Here is a 17,662-nt window from a genome sequence, read left to right on the forward strand (position 1 = left end):
GAAGACGCCTGGCGCGAAAGGATGCAAACGCGATGACGGAGACGAATCTGACGGGCGCGGCCCTGGAAGTGGCGCAGAAGCGCGAGACGCAGGGGCTCAACCACACGCTGGGCGTTCACTTCACCAAGGTGGAACCGGGCCTCGTCGAGGCGGAGATGCCCATCACTCCGGCGCTTTTGCAGCCTTTTGGTTTTCTGCACGGGGGCGCCACTATCGCGCTTCTGGAATCGGTCGCTTCGGCCGGCGGCGAGCTGGCGTGCGACTTGGAGACCGAGCAGCCCTTCGGCGTGGAGGTGACCATCCGTCACAAGAAGAGCGGTCGGGAAGGAGACGTGGCTCGCGGCGTGGCGAAACTCGCCGAGCGCAAACCGTCGTCGAAGGCCGGCTACAAGCTGTACTGGGATGTGGCCGCCTACGACGGGGACGGCGACGTCATCAGCGACGGCGTCATCGTGGTGAAGGTGGTGCCGAAAGACTACCTCGCCCAAAAGCTTGCCGAACGCGGGCAGGCGTAAAATTCCGCCGACTTTTCTCTTGCGCTGTGCGGGCTCTGTGGTATCATAGCGTTCGCTGTCCGCAAGGACGCACTTTCGGGTTGTGGCTCAGTTTGGTAGAGCGCTGCGTTCGGGACGCAGAGGCCGCAGGTTCAAATCCTGTCAACCCGACCATCGAATTCAAGAGCCGGCCTCGCGCCGGCTCTTCTTGTGTCTGCCTGCGGATGGGTTCCAAGGGTCGGTGAGGCTTTGGCTCGCGCCTTCGCGTGCCGTATCTAAAACAGCTGTCTTAGGCCCTGCGGTCTAGCGGGGAAGACACGGTATAATGCCAGGTTGACGTTGTGCGCTCTCGGTGCCCCGAAGGGCCGTTTTAGTGCAAGGAGGAGATCTCATGCGCATACTGGTAGTGAATGCGGGCTCGTCGTCGCTGAAGAGCCAGCTCATCGAGACCGACGGCAAGGTGTCGCTCATGAAGTGCCTGGCCGAGAAGGTGGGCACGCCCGACGCCTATATGAACGTGTCCTTCGCGCCGGATTTCCAGAAGGCCACCTATCGCGTGGCGGACATGACCGTGGCCGAGTGCTTGAAGAAGCTTTTGGAAGTGCTCGTCGACGATCCGGAGAGCCCCATCAGCGACCTCTCGCAGATCGACGCCATCGGCAACCGCATCGTGGCCGGTGGCGAGTACTTCACCAAATCCGTGATCATTGACGAGCCGGCCCGCGAGAAGCTTGAGCTGTGCGAGGAGCTGGCACCGCTGCACAACCCGCCGGCCGACGCCTGCATCGACATGATGGCCGCGCTCATGCCGAGCACGCCCCAGGTCGCCGTCTTCGACACGGCCTTCCACGCCACGATGCCGCCTAAGGCCTACATGTACCCCCTGCCGGCCCGCTACTACGACGACTACCGCATCCGCCGCTACGGCGCCCACGGCACGAGCCACCGCTACGCGGCTCAGCAGGCGGCAAACCTGCTCGGTCGCCCGCTGCGCGATCTGGGGCTCATCACGTGCCATTTGGGCAACGGCGGCTCCATCACGGCGGTCAACCACGGGAAGTCCATCGACACCACCATGGGCTTCACGCCGCTGGAGGGCCTCATGATGGGCACGCGCTCCGGCTCCATCGACCCGGCCATTCTCACCTACATCATGCGCCGCGAGGGCATCTCCTTCGACGAGATGGATGCCGTGCTGAACCGCGAGAGCGGCGTGCTCGGCGTGTCAGGGCTGTCGGCCGACATGCGCGACGTGCTGGCGGCGGCCGATGCGGGCAACGAGCAGGCGCGGTTGGCCATCGACATGTACGTGTACCGGGTGCAGAAGGCCATCGGCGGCTTCTACGCGGCCATGACCCGTACCGACGCCGTGGTGATGACCGCCGGCATCGGCGAGAACTCCGCCGAGCTGCGCGAGCTCATCTTCGAGGGGCTGGCTCATATGGGCATGATCCTCGACCGCGAGCGCAACCACGTGGTGGGCCAGATTGGCGTGAACCGCATCATCTCCATCGATGACAGCCCCATCAAGATTTGCGTGGTCACCACCGACGAGGAAATGCGCATCGCCCGCGAAACCGACAACTTGGTGAGTCAGCTGGGGTAGAAAGTGGGCGCGCGGGCCACCGCTCAGCGGCTCCGAAGACGACGAAAGCGGGGGGAAGCCGAGGGGGGTCGACTTCCCCCCGCTTTAGGGGAGGGTTGGTTTGTGCGCCGCGTTGGCGCTGCACGCAGCGGCTGGGCTGGTGCGACGCTTACTTCCCGGCGGCGGCGTTCTCGCCGGCGATCTTGCCGTACACCATGCACATGCCGCAGGAGAGACCCTTCAGCGAGATGGGGTACTGCACCGCGAAGCGGCCGCCTTGGGTGGCGCCGGCCGCGTACAGGCCGGGAATGAGCTCGCGGTCGGTGTTATACACGTGGCAGTCCTCGTCGGACTCCAGGCCGCCCAGATTGCCCAGGGTGAGGGCGCATCCGCACTCGGCGGCGTAGAAGGGGCCGTTCTCCAGGGCGAACAGGCGCTGGGGGCTCTTGAAGAAGTCGGTGTCCTCGCCGGCGCGGGCCAGCTCGTTGTAGCGCTCGATGGAGGCCTTGGCGGTCTCGACGTCCATGCCCTCGATCATGCCGAGCAGTTCGTCGATGGTGTCGGCCTTAAGGCAGCGGCCCTCTTCCACGGCCGCATCGATATCGGCGGGGGTACGCACGTTGATGCGCAGGCCGGAAGCGGTGTACTCGGGCAGAGGCTCGTCGCGATAGATGCAGGCCACGCCGTGGGCGGCGGGGAAGTACGCCAGCTGCTCGGGCCAGGAGGCGTCGAAGAACTGGTAGGCCTTGCGCTGCGGCTGCAGCTCCACCTGGTTCTCCAGCTGCTGGCCGGGCAGGTCCTCGTTCATGAAGCGCTTGCCGCGCAGGTTCAGCCAGAGATAGCCGTTGTTGCCGATGACACCGCGGCCGTCGGCGCCGGCACCGCCGCCCATGTGGTGGATCATCGGGGCGTGCCACTGCTCGATGGCGGCACCGGCCCAGGCTCCCATCTTGTGGCCCTCACCGACATTGGTGTAGTTGCCTTCGTCATCAAGGTCGATGCTCAGGATGTTGATGCCGTTTTCCACGCATTCCGGCGCGTAGAACTTCATCATGTCCTCGTTGCCCAGGTAATCGCCCGTGGCCAGAATGACGCTGGGCGCGGTGATCTTGATGTAGCCGTCGGAGCCGGCGGCCTGGGCGTAGATGCCCGCGACGGCGCCCTCGTCATTCAGGATCAGCTCGACGCCCTTGGTGGAGTAGCGCACCTCGGCGCCGGCGTCCACGGCGGCCTGCAGGTTGTCGGCCATGACGGTGGCCAGGCTGGAAAAGCCGACGGAAGTGGGATAGCAGGGCAGGTCCTCTTTGGTGTAGTCGTAGGTCTCCGGCATCGGGTACATGTAGGGGAACATATAGTTGGCCTGGGCGTCCGCCGGAATCTCGGCGTAGCTTTCGGGCGCCATGTACAGGTTCTTGCTGGCGCCGACGAACCAGTCGAGCGCGGCGCCAGACTCGTCGTAGTAGCGGCTGATGATGCTCTGGCTCACGTGGTGGCTGCACTCCTCCATGTGCATGTTCACGACCATCTTCTTATCGAGGAAGCCGTCGCCGCGGCCCCACTGGGCCTGGGTCTGGCCGCCGAAGATGGCCATGTCGCTGGCCACGCTGTTGAGGTGCGAGGAAGACTCAAGGCACACCACCTTCGCGCCAGCCTCGGCCGCGGCGCGGGCCGCCGGCACGCCGGCTGCGCCCAGGCCCACCACGACCACGTCGGCCGTCAGCTCTTCTTCCACCTGATCGTCGCTGATTGCGGGCGCCTCGCCGAGCCAGGGCAGCGTGCCCGTGCCGTCGAAGCCGACGGTGGAATTGGCTGCGCCCGTGGTGCCAAGCGTCTCGCCCGCGCTGCTTGAAGAGGCGGCCGGCGCGGCCGATTGCGGTGCGCAGCCGGCGAGTCCGGCCCCCGCGATGGCGGCGCTGACGAGCGCGGCTCCGGAGAGGAAGTTGCGGCGAGTGACGTTCATTTCAGACATGAGAACCTCCCTGTTTCCCGTGGGGCGCTTCCGTGCTGCCCCGTGGCGTCCCCGGCGGTTCCGGGGGCGTTTCTTCGTCGGCGCCGTGGCCGACCTGCTGGGGCTATCATGGCCCGTGCGGCGGCGGTGCGCATCAACCGCCGGGGTCGAATCGGGGTTGAATGCGAGCCGCAACGGCGCTTCTTCGACGGGTGGAAAAGGCGAAATCACGGTTGAATGAGCGGCAAAACCCCAGGTGGAGTATCGTCCGTTAGGGTTGAATGGCCGTTTGTGCCCGGTATTTCGACGGGGTCGCGCCCAGGTGGTCTTTCTTGTGCCATAATGCCCCTGGAAGGGAGGATCGTGACCAAACGCAACGCCATAGGGATACGTCCGGAGCATATCCGCTTTGCGGTGGGCTACGGAAGCGTCAGCGCCTGGGGCGTTATGATGCTCTATGTGCCGTGGGCCGCGTCGCCTGGCTTCTCGTTGCAGGCGCTTCTGTCCATGGTGCCCGGGCTCGTTGTGTGCCTGGCATGCCTGCTTCTCTTCCGGCAGCGCCTGTCGCTTTCGGGACGCACGCCGCTTGTGGCCGGGGCGGCTCTTCTTACGAGCTTGGGGACCCTTGCGTGTACCTATCCGACCCTGGCCGCCATACCGGGCGCTTTTGTGACAGGCATGGCGCTTTCGGGTGGGTTCGCCATCTTGCTCATCATGGCGTGGTTCGATGCCTTCGCGCATATTGGCCCGCGCGGCATCATCGTTCTCTCCGGCTGCAGCATCGTCGTGACGGCACTGGGAAGCTGGTTCTTCGTCCAATGCGACGACGCCTTGGCCAGTGTGCTCACCTCGCTTCTGCCCATGCTGTCCTTCGTGCTTCTGCCTTTGGCGTCTGCGAAGGCGCCGAAGAGCGGGGAAGGGGAGGAGACGCCAGGGGCCTTGCAAGGTAGCGCGGCGGCCGTTGATCGGGAAGAAGAGCGCGGAGAGCGTGCCCCCGAGCGCTTGCTGGCGCGAACGCCGAGACTTGCTGATGTGCTGTCGGCGGCCGTGCCCCTGCGCACGCTGGCTGGCTTCGCTATCACCTTCTTCGTGCTCAGCTCCATTACTACCATTGTCGTCGGTCGCGATAATCTCTCGCAGCTCGGTGCGCCTTCGCTCGTCATTCCGCTGGCGGCGGCGCTCTTCTTCGTGGCCAGCGGCTTTTTCGCCCGCGGGAAGATCGATCCCTCCATTCTCTACAAAGTGCTGCTGTGCGCGTCTGCGGCCTTCGTTTTCTTTTCGTTCTACCTGGGGGATGTCAACGGCGCGCTCACGCTGCACGCCCACAACATCATCGAGGCCATGGCCTGGGTCGTGCTGGCCTTGGGTGCGAAGAAGACGCCGGTGGCGCCGCATCTGGTCTTTGCCGTGGGCTGGATCGCCGAATGCGTCGGCAAGACGCTGGGCCAGCTGGTGGCGCCTTTGCTCGCCGGAGACCCGCTCGTGCTTATGGCCGTCGTCGTCATGCTGGTGCTTTTGGGCGTCGGCTTCGCCTTCAGCGAGGGCTACAACCTGCTTGACATCGATGACGAAGAGGGGAAGGCCGAAGCCCTCGCAACCGAGCGCGTCGAGGCTGCCGAAGGCGCGAGTGCGAACGCTCGCCGCGAGGCCCTTTCCGTCGCGGTCGGGGAGGACGGAGCTCCTGCGGCTGTATCCGAAACAGCAGCTTCTCTCCCGTGTCGTTCCGAGCGCAGCGTCGCAGGCGCGGAGTCGAAGGATCGTCCCGCTGACGGCGAGAGCACCGGCGAGCATTCTTGCGGTGAGCGCCCGGATCTCTACGCCGCCTTCTGCTCCGAGTACGACCTCTCGCCCCGCGAAAGCGAGGTCTTCCGCCTGTGGGTCACGGGCCACGGTCTGAAGTACATCCAGAACGCGCTGTTCGTCTCGGAGTCCACGGTGAAGTCGCACCTGCGCAGCATCTACCGCAAATGCGACACCCACAATCGCGACGAGATCATCGCCCTCTTCGAACGCGAGACGTCGGAATTCGGTTGACGCGTCCGGCGCGGCTGGTTGCGAGCCTGCGGCCGGCTTCTGCGGCGAGGGCTACACCGATGCTGGCGAGCCCTCTTTCGTGAGTGCTGCCGAGCAGCCGCTTTCCACGCTTTCTGCCGATGCGGACACGGCCTCCTATGCCAACCTGCGCCGCCTCGTGAGGTCGGGCGCCGGTTTGGGAACGATTGATCCGGGCGCCGTGCGCATCGAGGAGATGCTGAACTACTTCGACTACGACTACGCTGCGCCCGCAGAGGGCGAGGATTTCGCGCTGACCGCCCGCGCCGGGGCGTGCCCCTGGAACGCCGAAAGCGAGCTGGTCGTGCTCGGGCTTACGGTAGGGCAGGCGGCCACGGAGGCACCGCCGACGAATCTCGTGCTGCTGGTGGATGTGTCGGGTTCCATGGGGGACGCCGAGAAGCTTCCGCTTCTGAAGGAGTCCATGGCGCGTATCGTGAAAGGGCTGCGGGCGGAGGATCGGGTCTCGATCGTCACCTACTCCGGCGTGGAAGAGGTGGTGCTCAAGGGGGCTTCCGGCGATGATACCGAAGCCATTCTCAGCGTCATCAACGGTCTTGAGGCGGCCGGTTCCACCAACGGGGAGGCGGGGCTTTCCATGGCCTACCGCGTGGCCGAGGAGACGCACATCGAGGGGGCGTGAACCGCATTGTTATGGCCTCGGACGGCGATTTGAACGTGGGCATCTCCTCCGAGGACGAGCTGAACGCCTTCGTCAGCGAGAAGCGCGGCCAGGGAACCTATCTCTCGGTGCTGGGCTTCGGGTCGGGAAACTATCAGGACGCCAAGATGGAGACCCTCGCCGATTACGGCAACGGCTCCTACCATTACATCGATTCCGCCGACGAGGCAGCCCGCGTCTACGAGCGCTTCCTGGCCGCCGGGGCGGTTCCCGTGGCCGACGATGTGAAGCTGCAAGTGGAATTCGATCCGCGGATGGTGGAGAGCTACCGGCTCATCGGCTACGCGAACCGCGTCATGGCTGACGACGACTTCCGCAACGACGCCGCCGACGCGGGAGAATTGTGCGCTGGTGCCGAGCTGACCGTCGCCTACGAGGTAGTGCTCACCGACGAGGGACGGCGTCGCGAAGGGGATGAGCCGTGGCTCACGTGCGCGGTGCGCTACCAGCCGGCCGGCGAGCGAGCGGGGGAGGCGCCGGCAGAGCAGCGGTTCGCTGTGGGCCGCGAGAGCTGGTCTGCCGAGCCCGGCGACGACTGGTCGTTGGCCGCGGCGGTCGTCGAGTTTGGCATGCTCGCCCGGGACTCCGAGTTCGTCGGCACGGCCACGGCCGATGATGCAGCTGCTTTGGCCGAAAGCTCCGCAAGCTCGCTGGATGCTACCGACCGCGCCGCTCGCCGCGAGCTAACCGACCTCATCCGCCAAGCGCAGCGCAACGCCGCCTTCGATGGCGTCGTTGCTGCTAGCTGAGGGTTCTCGTTGGAGGATTCCTGCTAAATTATGCTTCTGCCTCGAGGGAGCTACTTGTCCGCTGCCAGGGCGTACCTACTCGTACCCCATGGCAGCCAGTTGGTCTTCGCTCAGGCCGAAATAGTGACCCAGCTCATGGATGATGGTCTTGCCGACCTCTTCCACGATTTCCTCGCGGCTGTCAAAGCAACGCTCGTGGGGTCCCTTGAAAACGGTGATGACGTCGGGGATATCGTCGTCGTAGCCGTTGGCCCGTTCCACGATGGAAAGCCCGTCGAACAGCCCTAAAAGGTCGTCGAATTCATCTTCGCCTTCCGCATCCCGCATCTCCGCGCCCCATTCCTCGTCGTGTCCCAAATGGTAGGCGCTCGGCTCCTCTTCCCACACCACGGCCACGTTCTGCAACGCTTCCATGAACTGCTCGGGCATCGCATCGAGCGCCTCGGCGACGGCGACTTCGAATTCCTCATCGGTCATGCGATACATGGGAACCTCCACGTGGTTGGACACTGTTCGCATCAAATGGTGACAGTGTGCGCGATTGCAATTATTGTAGTGTAGCAGCTGTCACTTCCTTGGCGTACGCTGCGTCTTAGCTCTATGGGGAATTCGACATATCTCGGCACTCCTATGCCAGGATCGCAGGTTTGGTATTGCGCGGGGCGCAGCGCTGGCGAGATCGGAGGTTTGGTACCGCGCTGCGGGAAAATACTGGCGAAATCGTGCGTTTGGTATCTTTTCGTGGCAAGATCTTAAGTTTGGTACCCGCTCTTGGGCGAATCTCGAGGTTTGGTACCTGCGAAAGCCGCGCGAGAGAATCGCGACCAGGCATTTCTTCGGGCGCAGGGAACCAAATCGCCGAAGTTGGCGGAAATCAGGGAACCAAACTTCGATTTCTGCCAGGGCCACGCCTCCAGAGGAACCAAACGGCCTAATTTGCCAAAGTTGCCGTCATCGTCGGGCGTCGTTGAAGTATTTGTGCGAAACACGGCGCGGTGAGGGGGTTTGTGTTACCATTGCCCGCGCATTCAAAGGCGCGCGGAGGGTCCGGGCGCACTGCTCGTCGGAAGTGACGCGCCGACGGCAATTATCGACAGGCAAGGCGACCCCTTGCCCGACCTTATGGAGGAATTGCATGAAGATTCTGGGCATGGGAGTTCCCGAGCTCCTCATCATCCTGGTCGTTATCCTGCTCATCTTCGGCCCGAAGAACCTGCCCAAACTCGGCAGCGCGCTCGGCAAGACGGTGAAGAACCTGCGCGAGGGCATGGGCGCCGGCGAAAAGGACGTCGAGGAAGCCGCCGACGACGAGGAAGTCGTCGAAGTGGTGGAAGAGGTCGTGGAAGAGCCTGCTGCCGCTCCGAAGAAGACGGTGAAGAAGGTCGTCAAGAAGAAGGCCGAGTAACCTCGCTCCTTCGACAACATCAGGTAAGAACGGTGGTGCGCCCGCTGCGTTAGGCGGGCGCACCACCGATGTATAAGAGAGAAAACAGGAATCATCATGGCTAACGACAACTACGTGCTGACCGAAGAAGGCAAGAAGAAGCTCGAGGAGGAGCTGCACTACCTCGAGAACGAGAAGCGCGCCGAAATCGGCGAGCGCATCAAGGTCGCTCGCGAGTTCGGCGACATCTCCGAGAACTCCGAGTACGACGACGCCAAAAACGAGCAGGGCATGATGGAGGCGCGCATCGCCGAGATCAGCCGCATCCTCTCCGAGGCCACCGTCGTGAACGCGCCGAAGCGCTCGAGCAAGGTGAATATCGGCTCCACGGTGACCGTGGACATGAACGGCCGCGAGCGCGTGTTCACCATCGTGGGCGGCGCCGAGTCCGACGCCCACGAGGGCAAGATCTCCAACGAGTCGCCGGTGGGTCAGGCGCTGCTCGGCTGCAAGAAGGGCGACGAAGTGACGACGACCGGCCCCACTGGTCGCGACATCAAGCTGACCGTTATCAAGATCGAGCACTAGGAGACCGGAATGGCCGAAGCGGTAGAAATCATCGAAGACGATCCCATCGAGGTGCGCCGCGCCAAGCGCGAGGCGCTGATTGCCGCGGGCATCGATCCCTATGGGCACTCGGTCAAGCGCAGCCATACGGTGGGCGAGCTGAACGAGAAGTACGCGCACTTGGAAGACGGCGAGTCCACTGAGGACGCGGTGCTCATCGCCGGCCGTGTCATGGCCAAGCGCGTCCAGGGCAAGATCGCGTTTCTGGAGCTGCGCGAGTCCGGCTGCGACATTCAGCTGTTCTGCCGCATCAACGCGCTGGGCGAGGAAGCTTTCGCGGCGCTGTGCGATTTGGACGTGGGCGACTGGATTGCCGTGCATGGCACCATGATGCGCACGAAGCGCGGGCAGCTGTCCGTGGCGGTGGATTCCTTCGAGCTGATGAGCAAGTCGCTGCGCCCTCTGCCTGAGAAGTTCCACGGCCTGACGGACAAGGAGACCCGCTATCGCCAGCGCTACGTGGATCTCGTCATGAACCCCGAGGTGCGCACCACCTTCGAGCGCCGCTTCAAGATCGTCTCGGCTATCCGCCGCTACATGGAGGGCCAGGGCTACTACGAGGTGGAGACGCCGTTTCTGCATGCCATCATCGGCGGCGCGAACGCGAAGCCCTTCATCACGCACTTCAACGCGCTTGATCGCGACTACTACCTGCGCATCGCCACGGAGCTGCCGCTGAAGCGTCTGCTCGTGGGCGGTTTCGAGAAGGTGTTCGAGATCGGTCGCCAGTTCCGCAACGAGGGCATGGATCCGTACCACAACCCCGAGTTCACCACCATGGAGGCCTACGAGGCCTTCGGCGACCTCGACTCCATGATGGATCTCACCGAGGGCTGCATCAAGGCCGCGGCCGAGGCGGCCTGCGGCACCCTTAAGATCGAGTACCAGGGAACGCCGGTAGACCTGTCCGGCGACTGGCGCCGCGCCTCCATGATGGAGCTGGCCAGCGAGCACGCCGGCGAGGAGGTGTCCTTCGACCGCACTCGCGACGAGCTGGTGGCCATTCTGGAAAAAAACGGCGGCCATGCCGAGGCGGCCTGGGGCAAGGGCAAGCTCATCTCCGAGATCTTCGAGGCCGTGGCGGAGGAGAAGCTCATCCAGCCCACCTTCGTCGTCGACCACCCGCTGGAGATCTCGCCCCTGGCGAAGAAGCATCCGGAGAACCCCGAGCTCACTCAGCGCTTCGAGCTGTTCATCCTGGGCCACGAGTACGGCAACGCCTTCACCGAGCTGAACGACCCGGTGGATCAGGCCGAGCGCTTCCGCGCCCAGGTGGCGGCCAAGGACATGGGCGACGACGAGGCCATGGGCTTCGACGCCGACTACATCCGCGCGCTGGAGTACGGCATGCCGCCGGCCGGTGGCGTGGGCATCGGCATCGACCGCTTGGTCATGTTGCTCACCGATGCGCCGTCCATTCGCGACGTGCTGCTGTTCCCGCACATGAAGGACGAGGTGCTCGGGGACGGGAGGCCGGTGTGCGCGACTGAGAAGGCGCCGGCCGAGGGTGCGCCGGCTGAGGGTGCGCCGGTTGCAACTTGCGCGGCTGAGGCCACCAGTGCCGAGCCCTCCGAGCCCATCGACTTCTCCAACGTCGTCATCGAGCCACTCTTCGAGGACGAGGTGGACTTCGACACCTTCAGCAAGTCGGACTTCCGCGCCGTGAAGGTGAAGGAGTGCATCGCGGTGCCGAAGTCGAAGAAGCTGCTGCAGTTCACCCTGGACGACGGCACGGGTACCGACCGCACCATTCTGTCGGGCATCCACGCCTACTACGAGCCGGAGGAGCTCGTGGGCAAGACGCTCATCGCCATCACCAACTTGCCGCCGCGCAAGATGATGGGCGTGGCCTCCGAGGGCATGCTCATGTCTGCGATTCACGAAGTGCCCGGCGACGACGGCGAGCCCGAGGAGCGCCTGAACCTCCTCGTGGTAGACGACCGCATCCCCGCCGGCGCCAAGCTGTACTAGGCGCTCGCGCTGACGACTCCAGGACGGCCCCCTTCGCAACTGCGGCGAAGGGGGCCGTCCTTTGTATCCAGCTTCTTGACGGCTGGTGAATGACGACGCGTTGTGGGGCGCCCTCTGCTTAGAATGGGAGGGGAGAGGAGGTGCCCCATGAGCGCCACGGATGACGAACAGCAATGCGACGAAGACGACGAGCGCGCCGCCCGCGAGCGGCGAGAGCGCCGCGAGGAGCGCCGGCGGCGCAAGGAGCGCACGCGCCGCGAGGGCCTGCGTCGGCGCTTGGGCGACTCCTCCGCGTTCAAACGCGAGACCTTCTACGCTCTGGAGAACCTGAATCGGGCGAACTGGCCGGCGAAGATCGTCGGAGGTGCGCTGTTCGCGCTCATCCTCCTGAATGCGGTGGTGGTGTTCGTCTCCGCTCAGCCGGGGCTCGATCCGGTGGCGGCCAATATCATCCAGGGCTTCTACCGGTTCTCGACTGTGTGCTTCTTCGTGGAGTATATCGCTCGTATCTGGATTGCCGATTTGGCCTACGGTAACTGCACGCCGGCTCGTGCGCGGCTGCGCTATATCTTCTCGCCGTGGGGCATCATCGACCTCTTGTCCTTCGGGCCGAATATGGCGGCGTGGTTCCTGCCCGTCACGCCCGCGTTGCAGAACGTCATCAGCGTGGTGCGGTTGGTGCGCCTGATAAAGATCTCTCGCTACATGCGGGGTCTGCGCACCATCGGCCGCGTCATTTCGAAACACTATCACGAGATCGTAGCATCGTTTCTGGTCATCGCCATGCTCGTGGTAGTGGCCAGTGTCGTGATGTACGAGATCGAGCACCCGGCTCAGCCCGACAAGTTCAACAACTTGCTGTCGGGCATCTACTGGGCCGTGACCACGGTGACCGGCACCGGCTACGGCGACTTGGTGCCCATCACGCCGGCGGGGCGCATTGTGGGCTCGGTCATCATGTTTCTCTCGGTGGCGCTCGTGGCCATTCCCGGCGGCATCTTCTCGGCCGGCTTCGTGGCCGAGTTCCAAAATGCCAACCTGCGCAAGATCGAGCGCGACGTCCGCCGCGAGGACGCCCGTCAAGACAACCGCGACGAGGAGGAGCGCGCCGCCGACGAAGAAACCGAGCATGACACGCCTCCTCCCTCACAACGTGCCCACAAATGACGGCTTCTCGGGGTGGAGGTTTAGCAATTCAAGATAGGGAGTGCTAAACTGCACGGGAACTATTTACCGTGCCCGACGTGTCAGTTTTACCAGAGAGAAAGCATTCGCAGAAGGGCACCAACCCAAGGAACGAGGCAACCATGTCATTCGAGAAATTCACGGACAAGGCGCGTAAAGTGCTTGTCCTGGCTCAGGATGAGGCGCGCTCGCTTCACCAGCCCTACGTGGGCACCGAGCATATCCTGCTCGGCCTCATCCAGGAGAAGGACGGTCTTGCCGCCCAGGCGCTCGATCGCCTGAACGTCAGCTACGACGGCGTCGTTCAGGCCATCCGCCAGGTGGTCACCATCGACGAGGACACCGACGTCTCCGGACATCTCTCCTTCACGCCGCGCGTCAAGCGCGTGCTGGAGAACTCGCTGCGCGAGGCCATGCAGATGGGGCAGTCCTACATCTCCACGGAGCACTTGCTGCTCGGCATCGTGCGCGAGGGCGAGGGCACGGCGCTCGAGGTGCTGGGCCGCCTGAACGTCTCCGGCGACGACGTGCGCGGGGCGCTGAACGATCTCGTGGGCCAATCGCCGGTCTACGCGGGGCGCGCGGGCTTCGATGGCCCGGCGAGCTCGTCGGATTCCATGCTTACCGAGTTCGGCACCGATCTCACCAAGAAGGCCCGTGAGGGCAAGCTGGATCCGGTCATCGGCCGCGCCTCGGAAATCGAGCGCGTCATGCAGATCCTCTCGCGTCGCCAGAAGAACAACCCGCTCATTCTGGGCGAGCCCGGTGTGGGCAAGACCGCCATCGCCGAGGGCTTGGCGCAACTCATCGTGGCCAACCAGGTGCCCGACATCCTGCGCAACAAGCGCCTCATCACGTTGGACGTGTCTGCGCTCGTGGCCGGCTCGAAGTACCGCGGCGAGTTCGAGGAACGTCTGAAGAAGGTCATCAAGGAGGTCATGGACGCCGGCGACGTGCTGCTGTTCATCGACGAGATCCACACCATCATCGGCGCCGGCTCCGCGGAAGGCTCCATCGATGCGGCCGCTATCTTAAAGCCCCCGCTGTCCCGCGGCGAGATTCAGATCATCGGCGCCACCACCCTGGAGGAGTTCCGCAAACACCTGGAGAAGGACTCCGCGTTGGAGCGCCGCTTCCAACCGCTCACCATCAACGAGCCCAACGAGGAACAGGCCGTGCGCATCATGGAGGGCCTGCGCGACAAGTACGAGGCGCACCACGGTGTGCACTTCACCGATGAGGCGCTGACCGCCGCCGTGCAGCTGGCCAACCGCTACATCCAGGATCGTTACCTGCCCGACAAGGCCATCGACGTCATGGACGAGGCCGGCGCCCGCATGCGCATCCGCAACATGACGCTGCCCAAGGAGCTGCGCGATTTGGACGAGAAGCTGCGGAAGGTGCGCGCCGACAAGGATCGCGCCATCGGCGAGCAGCAGTTCGAGCGCGCCGCCGAGCTACGCGACGAGGAAGAGGCCCTGAAGCAGGAGCGCGAAGAGGCCGAGAAGAAGTGGGAAGAGGACACGTCGAAGACCGTGCAGAACGTCACGGTCGAGGACATCGCCGACGTGGTGTCCATGTCCACTGGCGTGCCCGTGAGCAACCTCACCGAGGCCGAGACCGAAAAGCTGCTGCGCATGGAAGGCGTTCTGCACGAGCGCATCATCGGCCAGGACGAGGCCGTCACGGCGCTTTCCAAGGCCATCCGCCGCTCCCGCTCGGGCTTGAAGGATCCGAAGCGCCCCGCTGGTTCGTTCATCTTCCTGGGCCCGTCGGGCGTGGGCAAGACCGAGCTTTCCAAGGCGCTGGCCGAGTTCCTGTTCAACTCCGAGGACGCGCTTCTGTCCTTCGACATGTCCGAGTACATGGAGAAGCACACGGTGAGCCGCCTGGTGGGTTCGCCTCCGGGCTACGTGGGCTTCGACGAGGGCGGCCAGCTCACCAAGGCCGTGCGCCAGCGTCCGTACTCGGTGGTGCTCTTCGACGAGATTGAGAAGGCGCATCCGGATGTGTTCAACATCCTGCTGCAAATTCTGGAGGAGGGGCGTCTTACCGACGCCCAGGGCCGCACCGTGGACTTCCGCAACACCGTCATCATCATGACGTCGAACGTGGGCGCCCGTGACATCACCACCACGACCACGCTGGGCTTCTCGAACTCGGGGCAGAACGGGCTTTCCGACAAGGAGATCAAGAGCCGCGTCATGCACGAGCTGAAGAACGCCTTCAGGCCGGAGTTTTTGAACCGTATCGACGAGATCATCGTGTTCAAGAGCCTGACCGAGGACGAGATCGTGCAGATCGTCGACCTCATGGTGGCCGAGCTGCGCGAGCGCATGATCGCCCAGAACATGACCATCAACCTGGACGACGCCGCCAAACGCCTTGTGGCCAAAGAGGGCACTGACACCGCCTTCGGTGCGCGCCCCTTGCGTCGCGCCATCCAGCGCATGCTGGAGGATCCGCTGTCCGAGCAGATTCTCGAGGGCCGCTGGACAAGCGGTTCGGTGGTGGACGTCACCGTGTCCGAGGACGGTGAGGAGCTGGTGTTCTCCGAGGGAACCGGTTCCATCCCGGCGCCCCGCAAGCGCGACTCCATCGCCCGTGACGCCGAGCTTTTGCTGACGAACTACGACCTGGGCCACGCCGGCGTGGGAAGTGGCCGCGGCGCCGGCACCCCCGCCGGTTCCCTGGCGGGAGGGGAATAGGGTCGTTTTCGGCTACCGGCGCTTGCCCGAGCGTATTGCCGGGCGGCCGCGATTTGCTCGGTGCACTTGTGGCTCGCCTCGCAGGCTGGGTCTTGACGAGCGCACTGCGCTCCGGTTGCGCAGCATGTGCGGATTTTGCTGTATGGCAGGAGGCTCTCCGGAGCCTCCTTTTTACGTGCTGGCGTTGCCGTCCCAGCGTTGCCGTCCCAGCATTGCCGCCTCGGCGTTGTCTCGGCGCGCTGTTTCCGGAAACGCTGCGGTAAATGCCAGTTCGACCCCGAAATGGCCGACACTTCGCTTCAGAAAAGGGCCCCAATTCGGCCATTTCGCCCTTCAACTGGCATTTTTGCTCATGGTTGAATGCCATTTCGCCCTTCAACTGGCATTCAGGTGAGAAAATTCGAAAATCCCTCTGATGGCTTATACTATAAACAAGTATCAGAGCGTGCCCTCGTGGTCTTGCGCTCGAACGCCACGCTATCGCCATGGGAGGATTTATGCCGAACATCATCGATCCCGTCACCGAGCCCTCGGTTCTTCGCGAGCCGTCTTTTTGCATGGATGAGCTCGATTTCGATGCCCTGAGCTCGCCGCTTCTGCAGCTGCAAGGCAAAGTGGACAAAAAGCCCCAGACGGCGGCTATCATTCTGGCTGGTGGCACAGGGGAGCGCTTCGGCAAAGAAGGTGGCAAGCAGCTGGTGGAGATTGCCGGCAAGCCCATCCTCACGTGGTCGGCCGAGGCCTTCGACGCGGTAGGCGATGTGGGGCTCATCGTCATCGTGTGCCCCGAGGAGCGTATGCACGAGTACTTGTCCCGCGCCATCGACCCGTTTCCCTTCGTCACGCCCGTGGTGCTCGCGCCCTCGGGGGCCATTCGTCAGGAGTCGGCGTTTTCGGGGCTCGAGATGGTGGGCGACGAGTACGAGTACGTGGTGCTGCACGATGGCGCCCGACCGCTCGTGTCGCCGGATCTCATCGAGCACACCATCAACATGGTGAAGGGCAACTTCGATGCCGACGGCGCCATTGTGGCACATCCGGCGGTGGATACGCTGAAGGTCGTGGAAGACGGCGTGGTGGTGGGCACCCCCGACCGGTCGGTCTTCTGGAATGCCCAGACGCCCCAGGTCTTCCGCGCGGGCATCTACCGCCGCGCCCATGCGAGCGCGCTGTCCGACGGCTTCGTGGGAACTGACGACTCGTCGCTCATCGAGCGGCTTGGCGGTAAAGTGCTGATCGTGGAAGGGAAGCGCGACAACATTAAGCTTACGGTGCCCGAGGACTATGTGCTTCTCGCCAGTGCCGTTCGGACTATGCTTTTGAACTCCGAGCATCGATGACGGTTAACGAAGAGGCCACTTTCTGCAGCAAATCGCGAGTTATAAGCGTCTGGAGCTTGCTTCGTTCGAGACATTCAAAAGCTGCGAATTTCTGACCTGGGGTTTTGCTGGGCGGAAAACCTGGAATGCGGTGAAGCGCATCGCTCAGACGCTTATAACTCGCGATTTGCTGCAGAAACGAGCCTTTTCGATGACCGAGAAGGAAATGAGAAGGGTTTTCAGAGGCGATATGCGTGATGGAAGAAGGCGGAAGGAGCCGGTATGAACGACCTGCGCAATCTTCGGACGGGGCTGGGAATGGATGTGCATGCTTTTGCTCCGGGCCGCAAGCTCATCTTGGGCGGGGTGGACATTCCGCACCATCAGGGGCTCGACGGGCACTCCGATGCCGACGTGCTGGCCCACGCTATCTCCGACGCGCTTTTGGGCGCCGTGCGCGGGGGCGACATCGGGAAGCTGTTTCCCGACACCGACCCGGCCTACAAGGATGCCGACTCGCTTAGGCTGCTCGCCGAGGTGGCCCGCTTCGTGCGCGAGCGCGGTTTCGAGATCATCGACGTGGATAGCGTCATTGCCGCCCAGGCCCCGAAGCTCTCTCCCTACCGCGAGCAGATGCGCGAGAACCTGGCCCGTGCCATGGGGCTGCCGGTGGAAAACGTCGGCGTGAAGGCCACCACCACCGAGCACTTGGGTCCCGAAGGCCGCGAAGAGGGCATCACCGCCTACGCCACCTGTCTTGTGTGCCGCATTTAACGACAACCAGAACCCCATCTGGACCTTCGGTTATACCCCGGCGAAGGCGGGCTTCTACGTGCTGCGCGTGCGCTCGGTGAACGATGCCGGCGAGCACAGCCCCGAGAGCGCCTTCGCCGAGCTGCAGGTGGACGATTAGGGAGACCCACCTGCTCGGCCGACTCGCTGCCGAGCTGGATGACGC

At 63.9% G+C, this 17,662-nt stretch carries 15 protein-coding genes and 1 tRNA gene; 14 read left to right on the top strand and 2 right to left on the bottom strand.

Annotated elements, in window-relative coordinates:
* Nucleotides 1-32: 32 nt before the first annotated feature.
* The 3 genes from ACW4LP_RS03875 to ACW4LP_RS03885 all read left to right on the top strand — a co-directional run bounded on the left by ACW4LP_RS03875 (nt 33) and on the right by ACW4LP_RS03885 (nt 2,100).
* On the top strand, nt 33-515 hold the full coding sequence (locus tag ACW4LP_RS03875) for a PaaI family thioesterase (RefSeq protein WP_114548164.1): 483 nt from the start codon (nt 33-35) through the stop codon (nt 513-515).
* Nucleotides 516-591: 76 nt separating this feature from the next.
* Nucleotides 592-668, top strand: a tRNA-Pro gene (locus ACW4LP_RS03880).
* A gap of 217 nt (nt 669-885) precedes the next feature.
* Complete coding sequence (locus ACW4LP_RS03885) at nt 886-2,100, top strand: acetate/propionate family kinase (protein ID WP_302223722.1); 1,215 nt, start codon at nt 886-888, stop codon at nt 2,098-2,100.
* A 148-nt stretch (nt 2,101-2,248) separates the two neighbouring features.
* Here ACW4LP_RS03885 and ACW4LP_RS03890 read toward each other — a convergent pair whose 3' ends face one another.
* Nucleotides 2,249-4,048 carry an FAD-binding protein gene (locus ACW4LP_RS03890; protein ID WP_302223723.1) on the bottom strand — a complete coding sequence of 600 codons (1,800 nt, stop codon included), beginning with the start codon at nt 4,046-4,048 and terminating at the stop codon, nt 2,249-2,251.
* Nucleotides 4,049-4,390: 342 nt separating this feature from the next.
* Between ACW4LP_RS03890 and ACW4LP_RS03895 the strand changes: the two genes are divergently transcribed.
* Genes ACW4LP_RS03895 through ACW4LP_RS03905 form a run of 3 tightly spaced genes read left to right on the top strand, consistent with a single transcriptional unit; the run spans nt 4,391 to nt 7,510 of the window.
* A complete protein-coding gene (locus tag ACW4LP_RS03895; protein WP_114548161.1) occupies nt 4,391-6,061 on the top strand; it encodes a helix-turn-helix transcriptional regulator in 1,671 nt (556 codons plus the stop codon).
* Nucleotides 6,009-6,722, top strand: a complete 714-nt coding sequence (locus ACW4LP_RS03900; RefSeq protein WP_261797813.1) for a vWA domain-containing protein — start codon at nt 6,009-6,011, stop codon at nt 6,720-6,722. Before ACW4LP_RS03895 ends, ACW4LP_RS03900 begins: the two co-directional genes overlap by 53 nt.
* On the top strand, nt 6,719-7,510 hold the full coding sequence (locus tag ACW4LP_RS03905; RefSeq protein ID WP_114548159.1) for a YfbK domain-containing protein: 792 nt from the start codon (nt 6,719-6,721) through the stop codon (nt 7,508-7,510). The genes ACW4LP_RS03900 and ACW4LP_RS03905 overlap by 4 nt, the downstream gene beginning before the upstream one ends.
* 75 nt (nt 7,511-7,585) lie before the next feature.
* Here ACW4LP_RS03905 and ACW4LP_RS03910 read toward each other — a convergent pair whose 3' ends face one another.
* Nucleotides 7,586-7,996 carry a metallopeptidase family protein gene (locus ACW4LP_RS03910; RefSeq protein WP_114548158.1) on the bottom strand — a complete coding sequence of 137 codons (411 nt, stop codon included), beginning with the start codon at nt 7,994-7,996 and terminating at the stop codon, nt 7,586-7,588.
* Between the two features lie 649 nt (nt 7,997-8,645).
* Between ACW4LP_RS03910 and tatA the strand changes: the two genes are divergently transcribed.
* The 8 genes from tatA to ACW4LP_RS03950 all read left to right on the top strand — a co-directional run bounded on the left by tatA (nt 8,646) and on the right by ACW4LP_RS03950 (nt 17,617).
* Entirely contained in the window at nt 8,646-8,915 is a 270-nt protein-coding gene (gene tatA / locus ACW4LP_RS03915) for a twin-arginine translocase TatA/TatE family subunit (RefSeq protein ID WP_114538803.1), read from the top strand.
* Between the two features lie 96 nt (nt 8,916-9,011).
* Nucleotides 9,012-9,482 (top strand): transcription elongation factor GreA, encoded by a 471-nt coding sequence (gene greA, locus ACW4LP_RS03920; protein WP_022738867.1) that lies wholly within the window; start codon nt 9,012-9,014, stop codon nt 9,480-9,482.
* 9 nt (nt 9,483-9,491) lie between these two features.
* Nucleotides 9,492-11,492, top strand: coding sequence for a lysine--tRNA ligase (gene lysS / locus ACW4LP_RS03925; RefSeq protein WP_114548157.1), 2,001 nt, complete (start codon nt 9,492-9,494; stop codon nt 11,490-11,492).
* Between the two features lie 147 nt (nt 11,493-11,639).
* Nucleotides 11,640-12,659, top strand: coding sequence for an ion transporter (locus tag ACW4LP_RS03930; protein ID WP_181815477.1), 1,020 nt, complete (start codon nt 11,640-11,642; stop codon nt 12,657-12,659).
* Between the two features lie 140 nt (nt 12,660-12,799).
* Nucleotides 12,800-15,385 carry an ATP-dependent Clp protease ATP-binding subunit gene (locus tag ACW4LP_RS03935; protein ID WP_022738881.1) on the top strand — a complete coding sequence of 862 codons (2,586 nt, stop codon included), beginning with the start codon at nt 12,800-12,802 and terminating at the stop codon, nt 15,383-15,385.
* Nucleotides 15,386-15,882: 497 nt separating this feature from the next.
* Nucleotides 15,883-16,725, top strand: coding sequence for a 2-C-methyl-D-erythritol 4-phosphate cytidylyltransferase (gene ispD, locus ACW4LP_RS03940; RefSeq protein ID WP_022738886.1), 843 nt, complete (start codon nt 15,883-15,885; stop codon nt 16,723-16,725).
* A gap of 261 nt (nt 16,726-16,986) precedes the next feature.
* Nucleotides 16,987-17,478, top strand: a complete 492-nt coding sequence (gene ispF / locus ACW4LP_RS03945) for a 2-C-methyl-D-erythritol 2,4-cyclodiphosphate synthase (protein WP_173111689.1) — start codon at nt 16,987-16,989, stop codon at nt 17,476-17,478.
* A complete protein-coding gene (locus ACW4LP_RS03950; RefSeq protein WP_173111692.1) occupies nt 17,462-17,617 on the top strand; it encodes a hypothetical protein in 156 nt (51 codons plus the stop codon). The genes ispF and ACW4LP_RS03950 overlap by 17 nt, the downstream gene beginning before the upstream one ends.
* Nucleotides 17,618-17,662: the final 45 nt, after the last annotated feature.

It is taken from the genome of Adlercreutzia sp. CNCM I-6215, from assembly GCF_977072315.1.

Excerpts from the sequence above, each read along its gene's own strand:
- greA (WP_022738867.1), top strand. The coding sequence starts at position 9,012 with ATGGCTAACGACAACTACGTGCTGACCGAAGAAGGCAAGAAGAAGCTC.
- tatA (WP_114538803.1), top strand. The coding sequence starts at position 8,646 with ATGAAGATTCTGGGCATGGGAGTTCCCGAGCTCCTCATCATCCTGGTC.
- ACW4LP_RS03930 (WP_181815477.1), top strand. The coding sequence starts at position 11,640 with ATGAGCGCCACGGATGACGAACAGCAATGCGACGAAGACGACGAGCGC.
- ispD (WP_022738886.1), top strand. The coding sequence starts at position 15,883 with ATGCCGAACATCATCGATCCCGTCACCGAGCCCTCGGTTCTTCGCGAG.
- ACW4LP_RS03935 (WP_022738881.1), top strand. The coding sequence starts at position 12,800 with ATGTCATTCGAGAAATTCACGGACAAGGCGCGTAAAGTGCTTGTCCTG.
- ACW4LP_RS03875 (WP_114548164.1), top strand. The coding sequence starts at position 33 with ATGACGGAGACGAATCTGACGGGCGCGGCCCTGGAAGTGGCGCAGAAG.
- lysS (WP_114548157.1), top strand. The coding sequence starts at position 9,492 with ATGGCCGAAGCGGTAGAAATCATCGAAGACGATCCCATCGAGGTGCGC.
- ACW4LP_RS03885 (WP_302223722.1), top strand. The coding sequence starts at position 886 with ATGCGCATACTGGTAGTGAATGCGGGCTCGTCGTCGCTGAAGAGCCAG.
- ACW4LP_RS03890 (WP_302223723.1), bottom strand. The coding sequence starts at position 4,048 with ATGTCTGAAATGAACGTCACTCGCCGCAACTTCCTCTCCGGAGCCGCG.
- ispF (WP_173111689.1), top strand. The coding sequence starts at position 16,987 with ATGAACGACCTGCGCAATCTTCGGACGGGGCTGGGAATGGATGTGCAT.
- ACW4LP_RS03910 (WP_114548158.1), bottom strand. The coding sequence starts at position 7,996 with ATGTATCGCATGACCGATGAGGAATTCGAAGTCGCCGTCGCCGAGGCG.